This is a genomic window from Paenibacillus sp. TAB_01 (assembly GCF_043945595.1).
Taxonomy (GTDB): domain Bacteria; phylum Bacillota; class Bacilli; order Paenibacillales; family NBRC-103111; genus Paenibacillus_S.
In genome coordinates this window covers 319,749-336,613 of record NZ_JBIFNP010000002.1, presented here as the reverse complement: position 1 = coordinate 336,613, position 16,865 = coordinate 319,749, and the positions used below count along the sequence as shown (strand labels likewise).

At 56.0% G+C, this 16,865-nt stretch carries 18 protein-coding genes and 2 pseudogenes; 14 read left to right on the top strand and 6 right to left on the bottom strand.

What is annotated here, in order from left to right; genetic code table 11:
* Window positions 1–127: 127 nt before the first annotated feature.
* The 4 genes from ACHHV8_RS34930 to ACHHV8_RS34915 all read left to right on the top strand — a co-directional run bounded on the left by ACHHV8_RS34930 (window position 128) and on the right by ACHHV8_RS34915 (window position 3,338).
* Entirely contained in the window at window positions 128–787 is a 660-nt protein-coding gene (locus tag ACHHV8_RS34930; protein ID WP_395164042.1) for an amino acid ABC transporter permease, read from the top strand.
* 20 nt (window positions 788–807) lie between these two features.
* The gene (locus ACHHV8_RS34925) at window positions 808–1,551 is read left to right on the top strand and encodes an amino acid ABC transporter ATP-binding protein (protein ID WP_395164041.1); all 744 of its coding nucleotides are present in this window, start codon (window positions 808–810) and stop codon (window positions 1,549–1,551) included.
* A gap of 306 nt (window positions 1,552–1,857) precedes the next feature.
* A complete protein-coding gene (locus ACHHV8_RS34920) occupies window positions 1,858–1,989 on the top strand; it encodes a hypothetical protein (protein ID WP_395164040.1) in 132 nt (43 codons plus the stop codon).
* Window positions 1,990–2,150: 161 nt separating this feature from the next.
* The gene (locus ACHHV8_RS34915) at window positions 2,151–3,338 is read left to right on the top strand and encodes an MFS transporter (RefSeq protein ID WP_395164039.1); all 1,188 of its coding nucleotides are present in this window, start codon (window positions 2,151–2,153) and stop codon (window positions 3,336–3,338) included.
* Window positions 3,339–3,461: 123 nt separating this feature from the next.
* Here the strand turns inward: ACHHV8_RS34915 and ACHHV8_RS34910 are convergent.
* Window positions 3,462–4,297 (bottom strand): annotated as a pseudogene (locus ACHHV8_RS34910) (YitT family protein).
* A 93-nt stretch (window positions 4,298–4,390) separates the two neighbouring features.
* Window positions 4,391–4,768: a hypothetical protein gene (locus ACHHV8_RS34905; protein WP_395164038.1), complete on the bottom strand. Its 378-nt coding sequence runs from the start codon at window positions 4,766–4,768 to the stop codon at window positions 4,391–4,393.
* Here ACHHV8_RS34905 and ACHHV8_RS34900 point away from each other — a divergent pair.
* From ACHHV8_RS34900 to ACHHV8_RS34880, 5 genes are read left to right on the top strand one after another with little or no spacing between them, the layout of a single operon-like run.
* Window positions 4,748–5,200 (top strand): DUF6597 domain-containing transcriptional factor, encoded by a 453-nt coding sequence (locus tag ACHHV8_RS34900; protein WP_395164037.1) that lies wholly within the window; start codon window positions 4,748–4,750, stop codon window positions 5,198–5,200. The two genes, ACHHV8_RS34905 and ACHHV8_RS34900, sit on opposite strands and share 21 nt — an antisense overlap.
* On the top strand, window positions 5,133–5,354 hold the full coding sequence (locus ACHHV8_RS34895; protein ID WP_395164036.1) for a DUF6597 domain-containing transcriptional factor: 222 nt from the start codon (window positions 5,133–5,135) through the stop codon (window positions 5,352–5,354). The genes ACHHV8_RS34900 and ACHHV8_RS34895 overlap by 68 nt, the downstream gene beginning before the upstream one ends.
* Window positions 5,351–5,794 (top strand): helix-turn-helix domain-containing protein, encoded by a 444-nt coding sequence (locus ACHHV8_RS34890; protein ID WP_395164035.1) that lies wholly within the window; start codon window positions 5,351–5,353, stop codon window positions 5,792–5,794. The genes ACHHV8_RS34895 and ACHHV8_RS34890 overlap by 4 nt, the downstream gene beginning before the upstream one ends.
* 47 nt (window positions 5,795–5,841) lie before the next feature.
* Window positions 5,842–6,330: a DinB family protein gene (locus ACHHV8_RS34885; RefSeq protein WP_395164309.1), complete on the top strand. Its 489-nt coding sequence runs from the start codon at window positions 5,842–5,844 to the stop codon at window positions 6,328–6,330.
* Window positions 6,331–6,353: 23 nt separating this feature from the next.
* Complete coding sequence (locus tag ACHHV8_RS34880) at window positions 6,354–6,701, top strand: hypothetical protein (protein ID WP_395164034.1); 348 nt, start codon at window positions 6,354–6,356, stop codon at window positions 6,699–6,701.
* 150 nt (window positions 6,702–6,851) lie between these two features.
* Here the strand turns inward: ACHHV8_RS34880 and ACHHV8_RS34875 are convergent, their stop codons facing one another.
* A complete protein-coding gene (locus ACHHV8_RS34875; protein WP_395164308.1) occupies window positions 6,852–7,673 on the bottom strand; it encodes a DUF6597 domain-containing transcriptional factor in 822 nt (273 codons plus the stop codon).
* A 361-nt stretch (window positions 7,674–8,034) separates the two neighbouring features.
* Here ACHHV8_RS34875 and ACHHV8_RS34870 point away from each other — a divergent pair, with 361 nt between their 5' ends.
* Window positions 8,035–8,715 (top strand): hypothetical protein, encoded by a 681-nt coding sequence (locus ACHHV8_RS34870; protein WP_395164033.1) that lies wholly within the window; start codon window positions 8,035–8,037, stop codon window positions 8,713–8,715.
* 252 nt (window positions 8,716–8,967) lie between these two features.
* Here ACHHV8_RS34870 and ACHHV8_RS34865 read toward each other — a convergent pair whose 3' ends face one another.
* Complete coding sequence (locus ACHHV8_RS34865) at window positions 8,968–9,765, bottom strand: YheC/YheD family protein (RefSeq protein ID WP_395164032.1); 798 nt, start codon at window positions 9,763–9,765, stop codon at window positions 8,968–8,970.
* 208 nt (window positions 9,766–9,973) lie between these two features.
* Between ACHHV8_RS34865 and ACHHV8_RS34860 the strand changes: the two genes are divergently transcribed.
* From ACHHV8_RS34860 to ACHHV8_RS34850, 3 genes are all read left to right on the top strand, one after another.
* Entirely contained in the window at window positions 9,974–11,236 is a 1,263-nt protein-coding gene (locus ACHHV8_RS34860; protein ID WP_395164031.1) for a phenylacetate--CoA ligase family protein, read from the top strand.
* A complete protein-coding gene (gene sbnA, locus ACHHV8_RS34855) occupies window positions 11,233–13,185 on the top strand; it encodes a 2,3-diaminopropionate biosynthesis protein SbnA (protein WP_395164030.1) in 1,953 nt (650 codons plus the stop codon). Before ACHHV8_RS34860 ends, sbnA begins: the two co-directional genes overlap by 4 nt.
* Window positions 13,186–13,449: 264 nt before the next feature.
* A complete protein-coding gene (locus tag ACHHV8_RS34850; protein WP_395164029.1) occupies window positions 13,450–13,653 on the top strand; it encodes a PspC domain-containing protein in 204 nt (67 codons plus the stop codon).
* 350 nt (window positions 13,654–14,003) lie between these two features.
* Here ACHHV8_RS34850 and pdxK read toward each other — a convergent pair whose 3' ends face one another.
* Complete coding sequence (gene pdxK, locus ACHHV8_RS34845) at window positions 14,004–14,816, bottom strand: pyridoxine/pyridoxal/pyridoxamine kinase (RefSeq protein WP_395164028.1); 813 nt, start codon at window positions 14,814–14,816, stop codon at window positions 14,004–14,006.
* Window positions 14,817–14,916: 100 nt separating this feature from the next.
* Window positions 14,917–15,536: pseudogene (locus ACHHV8_RS34840) on the bottom strand (NAD(P)-dependent oxidoreductase).
* A gap of 652 nt (window positions 15,537–16,188) precedes the next feature.
* On the opposite strand from ACHHV8_RS34840, the gene ACHHV8_RS34835 reads away from it, so the two are divergent.
* Window positions 16,189–16,755, top strand: a complete 567-nt coding sequence (locus ACHHV8_RS34835; RefSeq protein ID WP_395164027.1) for a glycerol-3-phosphate responsive antiterminator — start codon at window positions 16,189–16,191, stop codon at window positions 16,753–16,755.
* The last annotated feature ends 110 nt before the right edge of the window (window positions 16,756–16,865 follow it).

Here is a 16,865-nt window from a genome sequence, read left to right as displayed (position 1 = left end):
GAAAAACGGGCTTCGTAAGCTTGGATACCCCACCTGCGTCTGTACTCCTTTTTCACTTGAAGGCGGTTTTCTCGACAGCCTGCGGATTTCTACTGGAAATCCCGTTTTGTTTTTGGGGGAATAATGAATGTCGGCAAATTATATAGACTCCATGATCAAGCCCATGCTGGAGGGGGCCGAGATGACGGTGCTGCTGTTCCTGATCGCCATCGTCATATCCGTACCGCTCGGCTTTCTCCTTACCCTGGCGGTGAAAAGCAGCAGCAAGCCTCTGGCCTGGTGCGCGCATACGTATATTTATATCATGCGCGGCACGCCGCTTCTGCTGCAGCTGCTGGTCATCTGCTTCGGGCTTCCGATGATCCCGGGGATCGGGGAATATTTGGTACTCGACCGGTTTACAGCGGCCTGCGTCGGTTTTATTCTGAATTACGCGGCTTATTTCGCAGAAATTTTCCGCGGCGGCCTGCTGGCTATCGATAAAGGGCAGTACGAGGCTTCCCAGGTGCTCGGCTTCAGCAGGTGGCAGACGATGACGCGCATTATCGTGCCGCAGATGTTCAGAATTGTGCTTCCGGCCGTCTCCAACGAATCGATCACGCTGATCAAGGATACGGCGCTTCTTTACGCCGTTGCGGTGCCGGAGCTGCTGCATTATGCGCAGACAGCGGTGAACCGCGACTTTACGATCGTGCCTTTCTTCATCGCAGGCATCATCTATTTGATCATGACGCTGCTGCTGACCACGCTGTTCAAATGGCTGGAACGCAGATTTAAATTCGAATAAACCTAAAAGGAATGGCGCTTGTGGCTATTATTGAAGTTTCCAAACTGACGAAATCGTACGGCAAGCTGGATGTGCTGAAGCAGATGTCGTTTGACGTAGAGAAAAAGGATGTCGTCGCTCTGATCGGTCCTTCGGGCTCCGGCAAAAGCACGCTGCTTCGGAGCCTTGTCCATCTTGAGAAGATCGACGGCGGCAGCATTCGCATCGCCGGAGAGTCCTTGGCCGAGGACGGAGTCTACGCCAAGCCTCATGAAATCAAGCGGATCACTTCCCGTATGGGTATGGTGTTCCAGCACTTTAATCTGTTCCCGCACCTCACGGTGCAGCAAAACCTGGAGCTCGCCCCGCAAATCGTCAAGGGCGAGTCCGCCGCGGACATCCGCAGGCGGAGCGCGGAGCTGCTCGCCAAGGTAGGACTGTCCGGGCGCGAGTCGGAATACCCGGCCAGGCTGTCCGGCGGCCAGAAGCAGCGGGTCGCCATCGCCCGGGCGCTGATGATGAACCCGGACATTCTGCTGTTCGATGAGCCGACCTCCGCGCTCGACCCGGAACTGACCGGGGAGGTGCTGCAGGTGATGCGGAAGCTGGCCGAGGAGCACATGACGATGATTGTCGTGACGCACGAGATGGGCTTTGCCCGGGAAGTGGCCAACCGCGTCGTGTTCATCGACCGCGGCGAGATTGTGGAGGCGGGCACGCCGGAGCAGCTGTTTACCCGTCCGCAATTCGACCGGACGAAGGCGTTCTTGAACCGCAGCTTGTAGGCGGGGGCTAGCAGCCGAAATAACTGGAAATAAAGCACTATGCCTTAGGGAAGGCCGCTGACAAGGAGCGGAGTGCGGAATCATGCTGTAGAAGCGCAGGCGTTGAAGCCGAAGACATTCGGAGACAACAGACAAGCGATCGATAGAAGAATCCGCACTCGGAGCGATGATCTTTGCGGCGGCCCCTCATTAAGGCCGGTGCTTTTTTTGTCGCTTCATTTAGTTGATATGACAATTAGTTTGACTAAAAACAATCGAAGTCATATAATTGTCATGACAACTTTATTTTTTCGAGGGGTGCGGTTGATGATTTCCTACGATGAATCGACAGGATATTTGACGTCGCAGACGAGCGGGAATACGAACCTTTTTGTGCACAAGTATTTAGGCCCGTATGATATCGCGCCGGAGCAGGGGAGCATACTAAGACCATACTAAGACGCGTGGCCTAGAGAGACAGACTGACGCAGAAGGAGCTGACCTGTCTTACGGACAACTCGAACAGATGAACGGCAATATGGCCGGCGGTCTGGAAGAAACGAAGACAGACGAACCGGGCCCGCAAGAAACTAACCTATAGAGAAAGAAGAGATTCAGGAGTGGAGAAAGAAACCTTATGGGGCCGTCACTTTTTGACGATCTGCTGCAGCAGTTTTTTTATTTTTATGACGTTTTATATTCTCGCCGTGACCTTGCCCTCGTTTGTGCTGGATCACCTGCATGGCAGCAAACAGGGAATCGGTCTTGTGACGACGGTCTTTGTCATAGCGGCGGTTATTTTCCGTCCGCTGACCGGCAAATGGCTGGATGAGGTGAACCGGAAGCGGCTCATTCTAGGCTCGCTCATCCTGTTTATGGTGTGCAGCGCAGCCTACCTGGTCGTACGCGATTACTATGTGCTGCTCGCCCTGCGATTTATTCATGGCATTTCATTCGGGATAGCGGCTACGGCAACCTCGGCGGTCGTGCTCGAAGTTATTCCGGAGCAGCGCAAAGGGGAAGGCGTCGGCTACTTCAGCTTATTTATGAGCCTTGCGATGGTCATAGGGCCATTCATCGGGCTGTGGCTGACGACGAATATCAGCTATAACGCGATGTTTATCGCGGTCTTCGTATTTTCGCTGCTTGCCTTCGTGTGCGGGGCATTGACAGCCGTCCCGAAGGCATCGCCCAAGGCCAGTACGCTGAGCACCTGGCATATCAAGCGGTTCGTCGAGCCGAAGGCCATTCCGATTTCGCTGGCCGGTTTCGTGCTGGCGTTCTCTTATGGAGCGATATCCACATTCATTTCGGTGTATGCCAAGACGATCGGCCTTGAGCGAATCTCCAGCTATTTCTTCATCGTTTTTGCGGCGATGATTCTTATTTCCAGGCCTTTTACCGGAAGATTGTTCGACCTCAAAGGAGAGCACGTCCTCGTCTATCCGGGCATGCTGTTGTTCATCGGCGGTATGGTCTGGCTGAGCGCGGCCTACTCGGCGCCCGTCTTTCTCATCACTGCGGGCATCATCGGGCTGGGTTATGGCGCCATTCTGCCAAGCTTTCAGACCATCGCGATTCAGGCGTCTCCGATGCACCGCCGCGGACTGGCTACGAGCACGTACTTCGTGTTCTTTGATTTGGGCTATGGCTTAGGCTCGTACCTGCTCGGCGTCGTGGCTGCCCAGACGAATTATCATGTTATGTACTTGATCGGAGGGTTCGTCGTCGTCTTATCGGTCGTTATTTATTATTTATTTCACCATAAAAAGCAGGCCAAATTGGCCGGCAAAGAAGGCATCGTGTAACTCGGCAGCGTCCCGGCGCTTCTCCGGGAAAGTCATGTGCGCATAAAAAAGGGCGGCTCCGAGGTTGAATCAACCTGTGGAGCCGCCTGTTTTTCGGCTGTGCGCCGTATTGTTGGCCGGACGCTAGTGAATGTCTTTCTTCTTAAACCTTCCGCCCTTCACATCATGGATGTTGCCGATGGCCAGAAAGGCGTTCGGTCCTGCTCATCGACAATCGATTTCAGCTTTGCTTCCTCCAGACGGGTGATGACGCTGAAAATGACTTTTTTGTCGTCTCCGCTAAAGGCGCCCTCGCCGTTCAAATACGTTACGCCGCGGCCCAGCCGGAAGGTAATGGCTTGACCGATTTTCTCATGCTCGTCGCTGATGATCCATACGGACTTGGATTGATCCAGTCCTTCGATCGTCACATCGAGAATTTTGGAGGCGACGTAGTAGGCGATCAGCGAGTACATCGCATGATCCCAGCCGAACACGAAGCCGGCGCTGCTGAGAATGAACAGGTTGAAGAACATAACGATCTCGCCCACGGAAAAGGGCGTTTTTTTGCTGAACAGAATCGCTACGATCTCCGTGCCGTCGAGCGAACCGCCGGACCGGATAACGAGACCGACGCCGATCCCCAGAATAATACCGCCGAACACCGCCGCGAGCAGCGGATCGATAGTGATCGGTTGAATCGGATGGAGCAGGGAGCTGCCGATGGACATGATAAGAACCGAGAATAAGGTTGAAAATGCGAACGTTTTACCGATCTGCTTATAGCCGATCATCAGAAAAGGCAGGTTCAGCACGACCAGGAAAACGCCAAGCGGAATATTGAGCAAATGGGATAAAATAATAGAAATACCTACGATACCGCCGTCAATGATATGGTTGGGCACCAGGAAAATTTCCAGTCCCACCGAGAAAAGCATCGAGCCGACAATCATAAAGAAGGCTCTGCGTAAAAATTTCATGCGGGTTACCCGTTGATGCTGGGCGGAAAGCTGTTCTTGCGGTGTGGATGCGCTTGTCAATAGTATCTCCTCTTTTCGTCACTCATTGCGTTCTTATAGGGTGCAAGAATCGAATGAGCGGGAAGCCACATAGGCCGAGGTGAACTTGAGAGGGGCGAGCAGGCGTTTCCTTAGCAGCTCTCGAAGCTTGGAGAACAGAAATACGCCAAAAAGAGCATATAGGAAGGGAAAGCACGGATCGGGTTCCTCGTCCTCAGCGTACCAAGAGTCAATCGGATAAAGTAAGGGTACGGTGAAATCGGACGTTTCCGGCTTTACGCGGACAAATGCGGGCGTTTCGTTGAACTGGCTTAACGCATTTTCTTGGAAGGTAATGTTCTGAGAAATGGGGGGTGTCAGCGGAAACAGAAAGAAGCCGATGATAACCCATACCAGAATGACCCAATAGCGATGCCGCCGATGTTTTTCCAAGCTGATCCCCCCTTTTTATTCGCTTTGAAATCTATCGGAGTAGTTAGGATTTTATCATTTTTTGATAGCATCAGTCAAAGATTGTCGGGGTGTAAGTTCTGGGTTATAGTCATTTTATCATATGTCAGGGGGTCGCCTATGGATGCCAAGCTGCATGCGTTGTTTCGCCCGATGCAGGCTAACGGAAGGGATCCTGCCTATACTTATTCCGAGTGGCCGCCCTCTCCGGCTTTAAAGCCTTATGTCGCATGCTACTGGGTTTCGGAGCCCGCTGGTTTACAGGCCGCTTTGCTGCAAAAAGGAGGCAGCGCCGTCGACCGGGTGCTGCCGGACGGCTGCACGGAACCTTTTATTCGAGCAGGATTTGGTTCAAGGCTCGTATCAGCTTCGCTACTGCGGTATTTTCGATCAATCGTTTACGATATCGTATGATGAGCACCGGCCGGTGCGGAAATTCGGAGTCCGTTTCTTCCCGGGAGGCGCGCCTGTCTTTTTCAAGCTGCAGGCCTCGAGCTTCATGAATCAGCAGGCCCCGCTGGACGCCCTATCTGCTCCGGGCCGGCAGGGGAGCTTGGCGAACGTTTGAACGAGGCGTCATCGGCAGCGCGCAGAGCGGAGCTCATGGACGGCTGGCTGTTGTCCATGCTGGACTCCGGCGCCGTGACGGTTCAGCCCGGTGATACGCTGAAAAACGGACTTTATCGCATCTTTATAACGGCGGGTAACGTATCTGTCCGTGAGCTGGCTGAAACGGAAGGCATCAGCACGCGGCAGTTGAACCGGAAATTCGATCAGTGGATCGGGATGGGACCGAAGCGGTTCAGCGAAATCGTCCGTTTCCAGGCGGTTCTGCGGGATATTCGGCAGCATCCAAGCACGGATGGGATGACGATAGCTCTTGCGCAAGGTTTTTTCGATCAGGCTCATTTTATCCGTGAATTCCGCCGCTTTTACGGGGAAACGCCGGGGAAGGCGCAGGCGGAATACCGAAGTATGTCCGATTTGTACAAGCCGGGAACCGTGTAGTCCCTGTATACTGACATTAAGCGAATCAGAAAGCGAGGGATTGAATGATGAACGCAACGATGCACATCCGGGATCAGCTGTTAGAGGAGCTGGAGCTGGCGGTAAGAACGAGCGAGGCTCTGATCCGGAGGATTGAGCCCGGGCAGTGGAATTACCGTCCCCAGAACAATATGCGCTCCTTGGCGGAGCTGGTTCGCCATTTGGCTTTAATTCCGGCCTCGGACTTGACGATCCTTAAGGAAAGTCCACAGCAGGAGGTTGAAGGAGTGGAACGGAGCTTGGACGAAGTCGCGGACAGCGAGACGCTGGCCCTGCGGTTGAGAAGTCATTTCGAGGAAGCGAAGCGGTATTTCACCTCGCTGCCGGAGGAGGAGCTGCTTTACCGGTCAACCAAGGCGTTTTATGCGGAGCATGGGGCCGTGCAGATCCGATGGCTGATCGAGATGGTGACGCACATGTTCCATCACCGTTCCCAGCTGTACAACTATTTGAAGCAGCTGGGGCATGAGCTGCAATTTTTCGTATTGTACGCCTAAGCGGCATGAGAGGAGGAGCCTGAATGACTTCCACATATCCGTCCCGAATTTTGTCAATTTCCATCGATCGCCCCTTAGAGCAGGTGTACGATTATATTTACGAATTGAAGCATTTCCCCGACTGGGCGACTTCTTTCTGTCTGTCGATTCAAGTGGCAGGGGATGAAGGCCGGATGGAGACGCCGGAGGGCCCGGCTGTTATCCGCTTCGTCGAGAGGAACCGGTGGGGTGTGCTCGACCATTGGGTCTCGGCGCGGAACGGAACTGGAGAATTATATTTCCCTGCGCGTCGTCCCGAACGGAGCGGGGAGCGAGCTGGTCTTTACGCTGCTTCAGCTGCCCGGTGTGACAGACGAGGTTTTCTCGGATGACGCCCGCCGGGTCGGGCAGGATTTGCATAGCTTGAAAAAGATACTTGAAGCGAGGTAAGCAGGGCAGGGGGCTTGAGGCGATGCTCCGATCCCCCTGCAGCTTTTTCGACCGCTCCGCATCACCTCAAGCCCCTTTCGAGAAGCGTCCATCTAGCCGGAGGAGCTTCGCTTGGCGTTGGCATATTCCTCGGGCGTTTGGCCGATAACGGCCTTGAAGTCTTTTATAAAATGCGACTGGTCGAAGTACCCCAGGTCAGTCGAAAGACGGGCCCGGTCAAGATGCAGCCCCCGGTCCATCATTTCGGCTGCGTTCTGCAGCCGGTAAAGCTTGATAACCCATTTGGGGCTTACGCCTACATACTGATCGAAGAGGCGCTGCAGCTTTCTTTTGTTCACCCCGAACTGTTCCACGAGCTGGTTCACTTTGGTGAGGTCCGCTTCCTGGCTGATACGGTCGATGATTTGATTGACGAGCCGAATGTTCCCGTCCTGCGGCGGAAGCTTTGGACGAATGAGCCGTTCCGCCAGCTCCACCATCTCCTCGTCATCGGTCTGCGCCAGAATAGCGGACTCGGCCGCCGCCGCTTCCTCCCCGAACACCTCCTGCAGGCTGAGAGGCCGTTCAAGCAGTTCCGAGACAGGCTTCCCCGTAAAAGGATAAAACCCTCCCGGCTTGAATTTGACGCCGAAAACGAATCCCTTTCCATGCAGCAGGTAGGAGAATTTGCTTTTAGCAGGACCGTAAATCGCCGTTTTCCCGGGCTCTACGACCAGATTGACGCACGGATTCGGTACGACCTCCTGCAGATGCGGCTCCTGTCCGGTTAAATCCCAGCTGACGATCCAGTAGTGCTTGACGAAAAAGGCAATGTCCGGCGAAGGGACATGCCGGGAAAGCCGGAAGATCGTCTCGCTGTCCTTCAAATGGAGTACGCCCAGACTGGGCCTGTCCGTTTGCACAGATTCCTTCATCACGATACTCCTTCCTTAAGTTCGGCCGCCTAGCGCACGTGATTCGTTGACAGTATGCCGCCTGTCTTCGTCACTCAGGGATGCTAGCCAAGCGCTTGCTTGCCATGCGATGATGGCATCTTCCTTTTATTTCCTTCCATTCTATTATAAGCTTGTCTGCTGGTATAAGACAAAACCGGATTTGGCGGTGAAGCCAAAGCTGCTTTTTCTCGTGAAAAGCGGAACAAATAATAGACGGGTATCGTCTATCTTCCCAAGAAGCGGCTAACCAGGCCGCATATGGAAAAGAGGGCGATCCCATGAAAAGGCTTCTGCTTGGCGTGATGATATTTTCCTGTCGTTCAGCGGGCTTTCCGCAGCGTTGCCGATTACGAAGGCCTACGCCTGCTCCTGCGCGGCGCCGCCGTCCGTACAGGAGGCTGTACAGCAATCGGCCGCTGTATTTTCGGGCAAGGTGATCTCGATTCAAGAGAAGCAGGGGCTGATCTTCTCAAGCGCCGACCCGGTCACGGTGACCTTGTCCGTGAAGCGTATCTGGAAAGGGGAGCCGGCCCAAGAGAGCCGGGTCCGGACGGCACTAAGCGAAGCGAGCTGCGGCTATGGTTTTCAGCCGAATAAGGACTACCTCGTTTATGCAAGCCAGGATGACGAAGGAAGGCTGATGACGACGCTTTGCAGCAGAACGAAGCCGCTCAGCGCGGCGGCGGACGATTTGGCGGCCTTGGGAGCGGGAAAAGCCCCGGACGTTTCCGGCACAGCCGCTCCACTATCGGGAGCAGGGGCGAACACGCCGATGCGGCCGGTCTATCTGGCGGCCGTATTTGGAGTCAGCGTTTGCATTGTGTATCTTCTTGCGGCTATAAGTTACGGCGGCACACGGACCCAAGCGCACGGTCTCCAGCTGCCGGAATCCTCGCGTCTCCCGGAGGAGGAGGCCTCTTCTCCGCGTAAGAGGCCGTCAGGGCGAAGCCTGCCGCTGCTTCTCTTCAGCCTTGCGGCTGCAGGAGCATTGACATGGCTCGTCTCGCTGCTGGTTGGCTGAGCGCTGAAACGGACGCGGCTTGGGCTTCTCTCCCTTACAAAGCGAGCATGTAAACCATCACAAAGCGGCTTCAGGAACAGGCTTTTCACAAGCCTGAGCGAGGAGTTCGGCCGCCGCCATGGCTGTACCGGCACGTGAGTTCGGGATTCGCAGGCGTTGAATAAGAACGCTCCTTATGCACAGCGATGACTTTTTCAGCGGCTTGCCGGACCGCGGCTCCGGCGGGAAGCCTGCATGGTTTGGTGCAGGCTATTACTGGCTGCGGTGCGGGGCTCTTTTCGCTTTATTGCAGGTCAGGTTGTAGCGGCGGCCGTAGCTCTTGGCGTAGGCGACGATTTTTCGGATCATCCGTTGGTCCGGCAGCTTGGTAAATGGGCATGGGTCCGGATGCGTATTGACCTCCAGAATCCAGGGATGCAGCCGCCCGTCGACGGCGATATCCAGGCCCAGCTCGTTCATGGCGGGGTAGGCGCGGCCGAGCTGGGCCGCAGTGACGCGGGCCATCCGGTTCATCAGCCCAAGCAGAGCCAGACTCCGGGTCCTGCCGGCATGGGGAAGAAGCAGTGTGCCCGCGGGAAAAATGGTTCCGCCTTGACTCCCGTTGGTAACCGCTTTGCGGGGATGCGCGACACGGCCTGCAATGCCGGTAGGCTCCCAGCGGCGCGCCGGGTTTTTCTGTATCATGACCCGGAAGTCATAAGGGCGTCCGCCGTGCCGCAGCACATGAATTCCTTTTTGAACCAAATATTTGCGCCGGCCGATCCGCTGCCGGAGCGATTCGAACAAAGCCGGGAAGCTTGCGAAGGCGAAGATGCGTGTGCCGCTTTGATAACGATACGCGCGCCCCTGCTTCTCGACCTTCATGACGCCGATCCCCAGGGAGCCGGTATCGGGCTTCACATAAACCATGCCGTAACGCTCCAGCATGTCATAAAGCACCTGGCGGCTGAACAGCCGGGTCAGCGGAATGAACCGCGCCAGCCCGCGGTGCCGCAGCAGAACCCTCGTTTTTAACAGCTTGCTGGAAATATTGGAACGCATATCCTTCATGAGATAGACCGCCTTTCCGTACGGACGATAGGTATTCGTACTATCATACGGCGCAGGGTGCCCGGGGGTGAGACAACCGGGGAAATCGCCTATTTCCCGGACGTACGGCAAGGAGAAGGCGAACGCGGAGGAAGAGGAACGCATACAATGTAGCGTCGGAAAGAACGTCACGGAGCCGGCAAATTCGGATCGAGAGGAAAGAAAGCGAATGCATGAGCTGTCAGACCTCTGGCAGGCCGTTGAACGGATCAAGCGGAATTTTCCCTGGTATGCCGAGCTAAGCGGCCGGCTTCAGGGAAATACGGCTGCGGATCTACGCTGGAGCAGCCTGCCGCTAGTCACCTCTTCGCTGCTGGAGAAGCATTATTATACGGAGCATCAGCCGCTGGCGCTGCGGCCGGATGTCCACTGCTACAAGACATCGGGCACCAGCTCCGGCAGAAGGAAGTCGATCTGCTATTCTCCTGCGGATGAAGACGCCTATGTTCGGATCAAGCTCGATGTCTTTCGTTCGATTCTGGGGGATTGCGGCTTCCGCCGCGCATTGTCCGATATGGGAACCGGACATGCGGAAGCGACCGCGGTCGAGGTGTTTCGCAGGCTGGGGATGGAGGTGGAGTCCGTCTCGTTTCGGCTGCCGATCGAGCATCACTTGGAGCGCCTGGCTGCCTTTCGGCCGGAGGTGCTGTACACGATGCCTTCGATTCTGGAGCGGATTCTGCTCGCCTCGAGCGACCCGGCCTCCTACGGAATCCGGCATGTCATCCTGGTCGGCGAGATCGCTTCTCCGGCTTGGAAGGAGCGCGCTGCACAGAAGCTGGGACTGGGCGCGGAGCGGATCACGGACACGTACGGCTCGATCGAGATCGGCACCATCGCTTACTACGATCATTCGCTTGGGCGGTATGTATTTGCCGAAGGCCTCTTCGCCGAAGGGATTGCCGCCGAAGCGCTGGACGGAAACTTCGAGCCGCTTCCGGAGGAAGAGCGGGTGCTCGTGCTGACCTCAACGGTCCGGGAAGCGTTCCCGGCGGTCCGCTATGTCACCTACGATGTAGTCAGAGACCTTCGTACCACAGATGTGGACGGCGTGCCCAGACAAAGTTTCCACAGCGTGGTCAAGCGCATCGGGCCGGATCTCAAGCACGGCGAAAAAATAAGCATTTACGACATTGAGGACGTTGTTTTCCGCTATGTGAAGGAAGCCAGCGTCCGTGTACGGATCAACGGCAACGCGCTGGCGCTGCATATTTATGGCCCTCCGCTGTCCGCGGCGGTGCTGGCAGGCATCCGGCATGATGTCGAGAACCGGATTCCCGAAATCGGGATCATGATCCGGTCCGGTATTTTGGACGGCATCCAGGTCGTTGGGGAAACGTTTGACGATGCGGAGCACCGGGGCTCCGTCAAGAGCAAAAAGATTGCTTACGAAGACGCGGACAGCATAAACGGACAGGGGGGCTCAGCTTGAAGCTTGAGGGAGGTATAGCGGAGGCCATTGGCGGCACGCCGCTCGTCCGGCTCGACCGTCTGTTCGAAGGGGAAGCGTTCGAGGTATACGGGAAGCTGGAGTGGATGAATCCGGGAGGCAGCGCAAAGGATAGACCGGCGCTCTATATGCTCCGCGAGGCGGCGAGGCGGGGTGAAATTACGCGTGACACCGTCGTGATTGAATCCAGCTCGGGTAATTTGGCGATCAGCCTGGCTCAGCTGTGCTGTTACTTAGGGGTGCGCTTCATCTGCGTAGTGGACCCTCGCACAACGGAGCAGCACAAACAAATTATTCGCAGCTTTCATGGGGAAATCGATCTGGTGACGGAGCCGGATCCGCAGACCGGCGAATTTCTGCCTGCGCGCATTCGCCGTGTAGCGGAGCTGCTTCAGACGATTCCGCATGCGTATTGGACGAATCAGTATGCGAATCCGGACAATTATTTAGCCCATGCGCAAACGACGATGAAGGAAATCGGCGACCGCCTTGGAGCGGTCGATTATTTGTTTTGCGGCGTCAGCTCCTGCGGTACGATCCGCGGCTGCATGGAGTATATCCGCAGCCGTGGCTGGCCGACGCAGATCGTTGCCGTAGATGCGGAGGGCAGCGTTATTTTCGGCGGGCCGAAGGGCCCGAGACGGTTTCCCGGCCTCGGGGCCGGAATGACGCCGGGGCTGCACCGGCAGGATGTGGCGGACATGGTGCTGTACATGTCCGACCTCGACTGCGTCCGCGGCTGCCGGGACCTGGTGCGCCGCGAGGCGATTCTGGCCGGCGCCTCGTCGGGCGCCGTTATTTCCGCGATCCGCCGCCTCAGCGCAACGATCGCGAAGGGAGCGGTCTGCGCGGCCATCCTGCCGGACCGCGGCGAGCGGTATTTGAATACGGTGTACAACGACGACTGGGTGCGGCAGGAGCTGGGCTATGATCCGGATCGTCCGGACGAACCCGAACGGAGGGACAGCATGATTTATCTGGACGATAACGCCGTCCGTGAAATCGGCATCGATTGGACGAAGCTGCTGGGCATTATTGAAGAGGTGACCGCAATCCAGGCGCAGGGCGACTGCGTTCAGCCGTTAAAGCCGTATTTGCGCTTCCGCGACCCGGTGAACCGGATCATTGCGATGCCGGCCTTTGTCGGCGGAAGCGTGGAGATGGCGGGCATCAAATGGATTGCGAGCTTCCCTCCTAACCGGAGCTTGGGGCTGCCGCGGGCGCACAATACGATCGTTCTGAACGATCCGGCGACCGGGGAGACCTTTGCGTTTCTGAACAGCAGGCTTCTGAACGGCCTGCGCACCGCTGCGGTGAGCGGGACGATGCTGCGCGCCTACCTGGCTGCGAGGCAGCCGGAGAAGGTCAGGCTCGGATTGATCGGCTGGGGCCCGGTGGGCCGGACGCATCTGGATATGTTTATCCATGTGCTCGGCGACAGGCTGGAGCGGATCGCCTTGTACGACTTGAACGGCATCGATCCCGAAAGTGTGCCTGCAGCAGTCCGCGGCATCACCGACATAGCGGACGGATGGCGTGAGGTCTACCGCGGCTCGAACGTGATCGCGACCTGCACCGTCTCGGCGAACCGGTATATTGACGAGGCTCCGGCGGCGGGAGCGCTGCTGCTGAACGTTTCGCTGCGCGATTATATCCCGGAGCATGCGGCTAACTTCAAGGCCGTCATCGTGGACGACTGGCGCGAGGTATGCCGCGAGAATACCGATATCGAGCAGCTGCATCAGCGCTGCGGCTTGCAGGAGGCCGACACCCGCACATTGGCCGATGCGCTGTTCGGCGGCGCACTGTCCGGCTATGACGCCGAAGAGCCGGTTTTTTTCAATCCGATGGGGCTTGCGGTGTTCGATATCGGCGTAGCCGCCTATTACGCGAGAGAGGCCTTGCGGCAGGGGAAAGGCATCATACTGTAACCGCATGAGGCGGCTAACCGTGATCCGGTCCGCTATGATGAAATGATGCCGGACCTGTATACCGGATCAAAATAAACGAGAGCTCCCCGCGGTACCTCTGTCTTATAGCATGGCAGGATAAGGCGGCGGCCGGAGTCTCCCGACTGCAGTCAGAGTGATTCCCCGACCAAAGGCCAGGTTCCAAAACCGCCGCCGGTCCGTTTTGTTCCATGTCTTCTCCCTTTACAATAAAGACATGAAACATTGGAAGGGAGAACACAACTTATGAGAAAAATATTTCGTTCCATTACTAACAGCCGTATCACCGGACTTTGCGGCGGCATAGCCGAATACTTGGGGATCAGCGCGACGTTTGTCCGTCTGCTGATGATTATCGCAGCCTTCTGCAGCTTCGGTACGACGGTCGTGCTATATTTTGTAGCCAGCCTGATTATCCCTAAGGATACTTATATTCATCATGCTTCTTAAACTAAGCGAATAAGCCGGGCTTCTGCGAGACCGAACCGAACCGTCAGAGCCTGATACCGTAAAATGAAAAAAGCTCCCGCCCTAAGGAGGAAGCCGCTGAGAATCCACTCGCTGCGCGTATGAAGCCTTCTATCCAGCCTAACTAAGCCCGGGCTTCCGAAGGTCATTGCTTTGGAAGCCGTTTGCTTGGCAGACGCGCAGCCGCTGTCCCCAAATTGCCTTAAGCTTCTCCGCTTTTAGCGGTTGGAAATCGGGGACCCATGCTCTTTGACGGAACGATGCCGCATGTTCCGCTTCTTTTCAGCGGCTCGCCCATAGATGGAGAGCTTATACATACAGCCAGCCGCAGGCTAAGCCTGGGCTTTCCTGAAGGCCGAATGCATGGTCGGGCCTACGTACTGGTTGATCGGGAAGCCGTTGCGGATCGCTTCGGTAATAAACGCCTTGGCTGTGGACACCGCAGTTTTTACATCGCTGCCTTTGGCCAGCTCGGCGGTGACGGCTGCGGAGTAGGTGCAGCCTGCGCCGTGCGTATAGCCTGTTGCGATTTTGGCCGATTCGTACAGCTCGAAATCTTTGCCGTCATACAGCAGATCGACAGCCTGCGGATGATCCAGCTTGGCCCCGCCTTTTATGAGCACATAGCTGGTGCCGGCCGCTTGAATGATGCGGGCCGCTTCCTTCATATCCTCCAGCGTGCGGATCGGCGGACGGTCCGCCAGCTGCGCCGCCTCGAACAGGTTAGGCGTCACGACGTCAGCCAGCGGGACAAGCAGCTCCCGTAAAGCGACGGTCGATTCCGGATGCAGGGCCTCATCGTTGCCTTTGCATACCATGACCGGATCGATGACGACCCGTTTCAATCCCTTCGTCTTGATCGTATGGGCGACTAGCTCAATCAGCTCCACCGAACCGAGCATCCCCGTCTTCATTGCATCGATGCCGATGCCGTCCAGTACGGTTTTCAGCTGCTCTTCCACCGTGGACAGGGCAATCGGATGCACGCCGTGTGACCAGCCGCTGCCGGGGTCCATGGTGACGATGGTCGTCAATACGGTCATACCGTAAACGTCCCGTTCCTGGAAGGTTTTCAAATCGGCTTGAATGCCGGCGCCGCCGCTCGTATCCGAGCCGGCTATCGTTAACACTTTTTTTAAGCTCACGCTGATCTTCTCCTTTGCTTTTATAAAATAAGGGCTATCCTCCTATTTCTATCTACATCCTACGGATTTCGACGAAATATTACAACCTGAAAATTGCGGCTCAGTAAGCGATGCCGGCCCGGCAGCGGATGTAATCCGGCAGGGCAAGCTGTTCGTAGGCGAATGCCGCCGTATCCTGCACGGAAATTTCCCGGCCGCCCTCCGGCAGCAGGCCTTCTCCACACGGAAAACTCCGGTGAAGGCACCGTCCGGCAGATAGGTGGGACAAACGATGGTCCAATCGAGTCCCGATTCCCGCAGCCTGTCGTATACCTTGCAATGCTCTTCGGCGGCTCGGGTCAGCGTTCGTCTGGATTCTGCGGACTGATAGCGCAGAAGCTCGGGCGATACGCGGCTTTGCAGAATGCCCGCCGTCCCGATGGTGACGATGCGCCGGACGCCTTGGCGTTTCATGGCGGCGATCACAAGCGGGATGCTCTCGGACAGCACGGCCGATCCGCCGGTGCTGAGAGCGCTGATGACGGCATCCGCTCCCTGCATCCCAAGCTCCACATCCGGCGCATGCAGCGCATTGCCCTGGATCACCGTAACAAGCTCTCCCTTTACGGTGATCTTGTCCGGGTCGCGTGCCAGCAGCTTCAGGCGGTGGCCGTCTCCGGCGGCCAGCGAGGCTATGCAGGAGCCTACGCGCCCGGAAGCCCCCAATATAAATAAGTTCAATTCTTTCCCCCCTTCCCCATAAAGCCGTTACCGTTATCATAGCATAAAAGGTTTTTTTAGATTATCCACACGGTTATACACAAACCCCACAGCCTAAAATAACTTGATGTGTATAAGCTGCTTATTCTCTATACACATTTTCACATAACAAGTTATCCACATGTTTATAGCATCCATGGAACGAGTAAACAGATGGCAGTGCCGCTAAAAGCCCGCTTTCCGAATCTCGCCAAATTTACCGGGTGGGGAGAGACGACCGGTTGAATAACACAGCTTGCGCAAATCGAGACGATTTTTCCAATCCCAGGGAGGCTTATTTGTATCTTATCCACATAATTATCCCCATCATCAACAGGGTATCGAATCTTGCAATCTATAAGTTTAAATTCATTTATAAACATATCCACAATAATAGTTATCCACAAGTTTAATTTCCATCTGCCGAGCCCTCACCCTGTTAAGAAAAGGGAGAGGCAGCAGACGTCGGGTCTGCTTACTGCTGCCGGATAGGGCGTGTGTGTGTACGCCAAGCGGATGCATTTTTGGGGGCAGCGCACGGGTTTAACATTCCACAAACAATCATCTGATAATTTGAAAGAGAAGCCCAGGCTTCAAGGATGATTGTATGGGGAGAAAGGGGAGCGGCAGTACAGTGAAACACGAGCTGCACAATTATTGGGGCGAAAGAAGGATCATTCCAGCCGTGCGCAAGCCTGAGGATTTGACGGCGGCCTGCCGCGGCGATTGGCCTGCGGTGTTTTTGCTTATCGGCGACCTGTTCACAGTAGAAGAATATGTATCCCAGGTTCTTGCGGCAGGGAAGAAGGTGTTCCTGCACGTCGATTTTATTACCGGGCTGGGCGGCGACCCGATCGTTATGCGGTTCATTGCCGAACGAATCCGGCCTACGGGCATTATTTCGACCAAAAGCCACTTCATCAAGCACGCCAAAAAGAACGGACTTTTAGCTATCCAGCGTATTTTTCTTATCGATGCTTCCGCTCTGGAGCACGGGATTCAGAATGTGGAGCAGAGCGGACCGGACGCCGTCGAAGTCATGCCCGGACTCATCCCCAAAGTCATTACTGTGCTGAGGGACCGCATTTCCCTGCCGATTATTGCAGGCGGTCTGATTCAGGAGCACAGCGAGATTGCGACCGCGCTGCGGGCAGGCGCCAGCGCCGTATCGATGGGCGGCAGGCATTTATGGACACCGTAATTCGGAATAGCCGAGATTTACAATTCTTTTATGTAAGGTTGACGCTCCGATAACAATGCGCTGATAAAGTAGACCTTGCAGCAGACAAGTGAATAGCGAGGGTACGAGTC